This is a genomic window from Microbacterium sp. K41, assembly GCF_004794395.1.
GTDB classification, from domain to species: domain Bacteria; phylum Actinomycetota; class Actinomycetes; order Actinomycetales; family Microbacteriaceae; genus Microbacterium; species Microbacterium sufflavum.
Genome location: NZ_SSDO01000319.1, coordinates 1 through 4,896 on the forward strand (window position 1 = coordinate 1; position 4,896 = coordinate 4,896).

The following is a 4,896-nucleotide window of genomic DNA, read 5'->3' on the forward strand; positions in this document are numbered from 1 at the left end:
GCCCGGGCCCTCCGCGGCGTCAGCGGACGGGCGGACCCTCGGCCCCGGGCTGCGCGGCCTCGTCGGGCTGATCCAGGGTCTCGTCCATCGCGGCGTCCACTGCGGCTTCGACGTCGGCCGGCGGGACGATGTCGATCGCCTCGGTCGCCGCCTCGTACACCTCGGCGAGGGTGTCGTCGACCGTGTCCTCGTCGATCCACGCCAGGTCGTCCTCCGAGTGGTCGTACTCGACGGGCACGAGCGCGAAGTCGTCGCCGTACTCCTCCAGTCCGGCCATCACGCTGTGCCGCACGGCGGCGCGGGCGTAGCGGTCGCGCAGGATCATCGGGTCGCGCCGCAGGTCCTTCATGAACGCGATCATCATGAACGCCATGATGATGGCGAACGGCAGGGCCGCGATGATCGTCGCGTTCTGCAGCGACTGCAGGCCGCTGCCCTCCGCGCCGCTCACGAGCAGCACCGCGGCGATCACGCCGACCAGCACACCCCAGACCACCGCGACCCAGCGCGACGGCTCTGGGCGCCCCTGCTGGGAGAGCGTGCCCATCACGAGCGAGGCGGAGTCGGCGCCGGTGATGAAGAAGATCGCGATGAGCAGGATGAGCACGATGCTCGTGACGAGGGGGAACGGCAGGTTCTCCAGCACGCCGAACAGCACCTCCTCGGGCGGGTCGACCACGAGTCCGGCGCCGTTCATCTGCTGCTGGATCGCGGTCGTGCCGAAGATCGCGAACCACACGAGCGAGATCGCCGACGGCACGACGATGACCACCGACACGAACTGGCGCAGCGTGCGCCCGCGCGAGATCTTCGCGATGAACATGCCGACGAAGGGCGACCACGAGATCCACCACGCCCAGTAGAAGATCGTCCAGCTCGACAGGAACGCCTCCGCGGCCTCACCCTGCGAGGCCGAGCGGCCGATCATGGTCGGCAGGTCGCCGAGGAACTGCACCGCGACCGACGGGATGACGTTCAGGATGAGCAGCGTCGGCCCGACGAAGAACACGAAGAACGCCAGCAGGATCGCGACGACCGCGTTGATGTTCGACAGCGCGCGGATGCCCTTCGAGACCCCCGAGACGGCCGACGCGATGAAGCACGCCGTGAGCACGGCGATGACGGCGATCAGGATGCCGTTGCCGAGCGGGCCGATGCCGCTCACCAGCTCCACGCCGTGGCCGATCTGCAGCGCACCGAGCCCGAGAGACGCGGCCGTGCCGAACAGCGTCACGATGATGGAGAAGATGTCGATCGTGCGGCCGACCGGGCCCGTGGTGCGGTGCTCGCCGAGCAGCGGCGCGAAGATCGACGAGATCAGCGGGGTGCGACCGCGGCGGTAGGCGCCGTAGGCGATGGCCCCGCCGACGAGCGCATAGAACGCCCACGCCTGCGGGCCCCAGTGGTAGAGCACCTGCGTCTGCGCGGTGTGCATGGCCTCGAGCGTGTTCGCCTCGACCGTTCCGGGTGGCGGGTTCTCGAAGAACGTCAGCGGCTCCGCGGCGCCCCAGAACACCAGCCCGATGCCCATGCCGGCCGCGAAGAGCATCGAGATCCACGAGAACATCGAGAACTCGGGCTCCTCGTCGTCACGGCCCAGAGGGATGCGCCCGTAGCGGCTGAAGCCGACGAACAGCATGAACACGAGGATGATCGTGGCGATCGTGGTGAAGAAGAAGCCGAAGTACTCCACGACCCACGCGAGCACGGTGCTGGTGGTGCCGGCGAGGTTGTCGCCCGCGAACACGCCCCACGCGATGAACCCGAGGGCGAATGCCGCCGCCACACCGAACACGAGCGGGTCGGTGCGGTAGGTGCGACCGGTCTCCTCGACCGAGACGCCCGGCACGAGCGCGGGGTGCACGCTGCGCGGCGGAACCGTGGTGATGTCGCGCACGATCTTGCGCGCGGCCTCTCCCGCGGTGCGGTGGGTGCCGGTGGGGGTCTGCGGACCGTCGGAGGGGGAATGCTTCTCGACCGGGTTGTCCATGAGAACCCATCCTCCCATGCGGGCCGCCTCGGCCCGGGCTGCCTCCCGCCGGAGCCGCCGCGTTCTCCTGCGGCCGGGCGGGTCTAGCGGCCGCGTCGCCCCGCGAAGAGCGCCCCGAGCAGAGGCAGTACGGAGACGCACAGCAGCGTGATCCCGAGCGGGGGCACCGGGGCGACCAGCAGCGCGCCGCCCACGAGCATCGCGGCGAACAGCACCCCGGAGGCGATGCGGCGCGCGATGCCCTCCAGCCGATCGAGGCGCCGCTCCAGTCGCGAGGTGTCGAACGACACGGTGCCGTCGTCGATGCGGGTGATGATGCGGTCGATGCGCCCAGGGAGGCGCCACGTGGTCGCGGCGTTCTCCATCGCCTGCTGGGCCATGTCCTGCATCAGGTTGCCGGACTCGTCGCGCAGCAGCCGAGCGGCGTAGGGCTCCGCCGCGTCCCACACGTTGAACGCGGGGTCGAGGCCGCTGCACATGCCCGAGGTGAGCGACACCGCCCGGATCAGCAGCAGCAGGTCTTCCGGCAGCTGGAGCGGGAGGCGGCGCACCATGTCGCCGAACTCGTCTGCGAAGTCGGTGAACTCGCGCGGGTCGACGCGGCTCAGCTCCGCGAAGCCCATGCCGCCGAAGCGGGCGAACAGGGCCGTCAGGGCGCGCTCGAGCTCGGCGGTGTCGGCGGTGGGCAGCAGCACGCCGATCTCCTTCGCGGCGGCCACGAGTCCGCGACTGTCGCGCGCGGTGACCGCGATCAGGAGCATCCGCAGCCCCTCGCGGAGGTTGTCGGGGACCTCGGCCATCATGCCGAAGTCGATGAACGTCAGACGGAAGCCCCCGTCCGTGGGAACCGGGGTGACGAAGATGTTGCCGGGATGCGGGTCGGCGTGCACGAAGCGATGCGTGAACACCTGGTCGAACATGACCTCGGCGAACGCGTCGGCGACGGCCCGCGGTTCGATGCCGGCCGCCCGCAGCGCCTCGGTGTCGTTGATCTTGATGGCGGTCACGTCGGACAGCGTCAGCACGCGGCGGGTCGTGCGCTCCCACACGATCTCGGGCGCCGCGACCCGCGGGTCGTCGGCGAAGTTCTCGCGGAACCGCTCGGCGCTGCGGGCCTCGTGCAGGTAGTCGATCTCCTCCAGGCTCGTGACGGCGAACTCCTCCACGAGGGCGGGCGCATCCACCCGGTCGGCGACGATCCGCACCCGCGTGAGCCAGCGGGCGACCCGGCGGAGGGCGGCGAGGTCGACCGCGACGATCTCGTCGATACCCGGGCGCTGCACCTTGACCACGACCTCGTCGAGCCCGGTGTCCTCCGCGTCGAGGGCCGAGAGCCGCGCGCGATGCACCTGACCGAGCGAGGCCGCGGCGACCGGGGTGTCGTCGAACCAGGCGTAGGCGCGCTCCAGGGGGATGCCGAGCTCGGCCTCCGCGAGCGCCCGGATCTGCGGGGTGGGCACCGCGGGCACCTCGTCCTGCAGTCCCTCCAGCTCCTTCGTGATCTCGGGCGGGAGCACGTCGAGGCGCGACGACATGAACTGCCCGACCTTGATCATGAGTCCGCCGAGCTCGACCGCGAGGGTGTGGAAGCGCCGGGCGAAGCGCTGCATCCGGCGCGGGCGGGTGCGCTCCGCGACCGCGGCGAGCCCGAAGCGCGGAAGCACCAGCTCGAACCACCAGATCTTCACGAACTCGCGGCTCGCGAACGACAGGATGCGGCGGTACCTGGCGCGATGGACGCCCTGGGCTACCGCTTCCGTCATCGCGTCATCCTTCCGCCGTTCCGCGCCGGATGCCGCACGACGCGGTCAGTCCTGGGCAAGGATCGTGTACAGCCTACGGCGGGCGTCGTCGAGCACCTCGATCGCCTGCTGCACCTGCTCCGCCGAACCGCTGCGACCGACCTGCGCGGCCGCGGCGGCCAGGTCGACGCCGGCCTTGGGCAGCGCGCTGTAGCGGGGGTCGCGTCCGCGGTCCCTGTCGGAGGTGGACACCCACGGCGCCGGGGTCTCGGTGGTCTCGTCGGCGACGGCGCGACCGGCCTCGGTGAGCGCATAGGTCTTGCGGCCGTTCTGCTCCTCCGCCTCGATCAGCCCTTCGTCGGCGAGCAGCTGGAGCGTGGGGTACACGGAACCGGCGCTGGGCTTCCAGGTGCCGCCGCTGCGCTCGGCGATCTCGTTGATGATCTGATAGCCGTGCATGGGGCGCTCGGCGAGGAGCGTGAGCACGGCGGTGCGGACGTCGCCGCGCGCCATGCGGGAGCCGCCGGACGGGCGCGAGTCGAACGACTTGCGGAGCTGGTCCATCGCCTCGAAGAGCGCGCCGGCCGGACCGTGGGGTCCGCCGAAGAGGTTGCCGAGGCCGGACGCGAAGTCACCGGCACCGCTGCCGCCGGTGTTCCCGGTTCCGCCGAACGGGTTGGAGGGGAATGCGTTGCTCATGATGACCTCCCAGTCGTGAACGATAGTTAACGATATATCGCTCACGCTGGGCGTGGGGTGGGAGTTTCGACCGGCGCGAGCAGGGCCGCGCCGGTCGCCGTCGCGTCCGCCCCGAACTCGGCCGGAAGGACGCGGGCCCGCGCCGGGCCCGGCATCGCCACGGCCCGATAGGCCCGCGCCACCTCGTCCAGATACCGCTCACCGATGCCCGCGACACCCCCGCCCACCGCCACCACCTCGACGTCGAGCACCGCGTTGGCCGCGGCGAGAGCGCGCCCGAGGAACTGCGCCCCCTGCGCGATCACCTCTGCCGCCGTCCGGTCGCCCGCACGGGCCAGGGCATCCACCTCGCGCAACGGGAGCGGTGTCCCGGTGCGCTCCCGGTACGTCCGTTCGAGTCCGGGCCCCGACGCCACGGCCTCGACGTGCCCGGGCGCCCCGCAGCCGCAGCGCCTCCCGGCGAGC

Annotated in this window: 4 protein-coding genes; all 4 read right to left on the minus strand. The window is 71.3% G+C overall.

Features of this window, described 5'->3' with window-relative positions; all coding sequences use genetic code 11:
- Positions 1-19: 19 nt before the first annotated feature.
- Positions 20-1,990 (minus strand): BCCT family transporter, encoded by a 1,971-nt coding sequence (locus DW309_RS09280; protein ID WP_240744665.1) that lies wholly within the window; start codon positions 1,988-1,990, stop codon positions 20-22.
- A gap of 83 nt (positions 1,991-2,073) precedes the next feature.
- Positions 2,074-3,753: an ABC1 kinase family protein gene (locus tag DW309_RS09285; protein ID WP_136045210.1), complete on the minus strand. Its 1,680-nt coding sequence runs from the start codon at positions 3,751-3,753 to the stop codon at positions 2,074-2,076.
- 45 nt (positions 3,754-3,798) lie between these two features.
- Positions 3,799-4,431, minus strand: a complete 633-nt coding sequence (locus DW309_RS09290) for a PadR family transcriptional regulator (RefSeq protein WP_136045211.1) — start codon at positions 4,429-4,431, stop codon at positions 3,799-3,801.
- Between the two features lie 41 nt (positions 4,432-4,472).
- Positions 4,473-4,896, minus strand: a 424-nt coding sequence (locus DW309_RS09295) for an ROK family protein (protein ID WP_136045212.1), incomplete at its 5' end; no start/stop codon positions are given.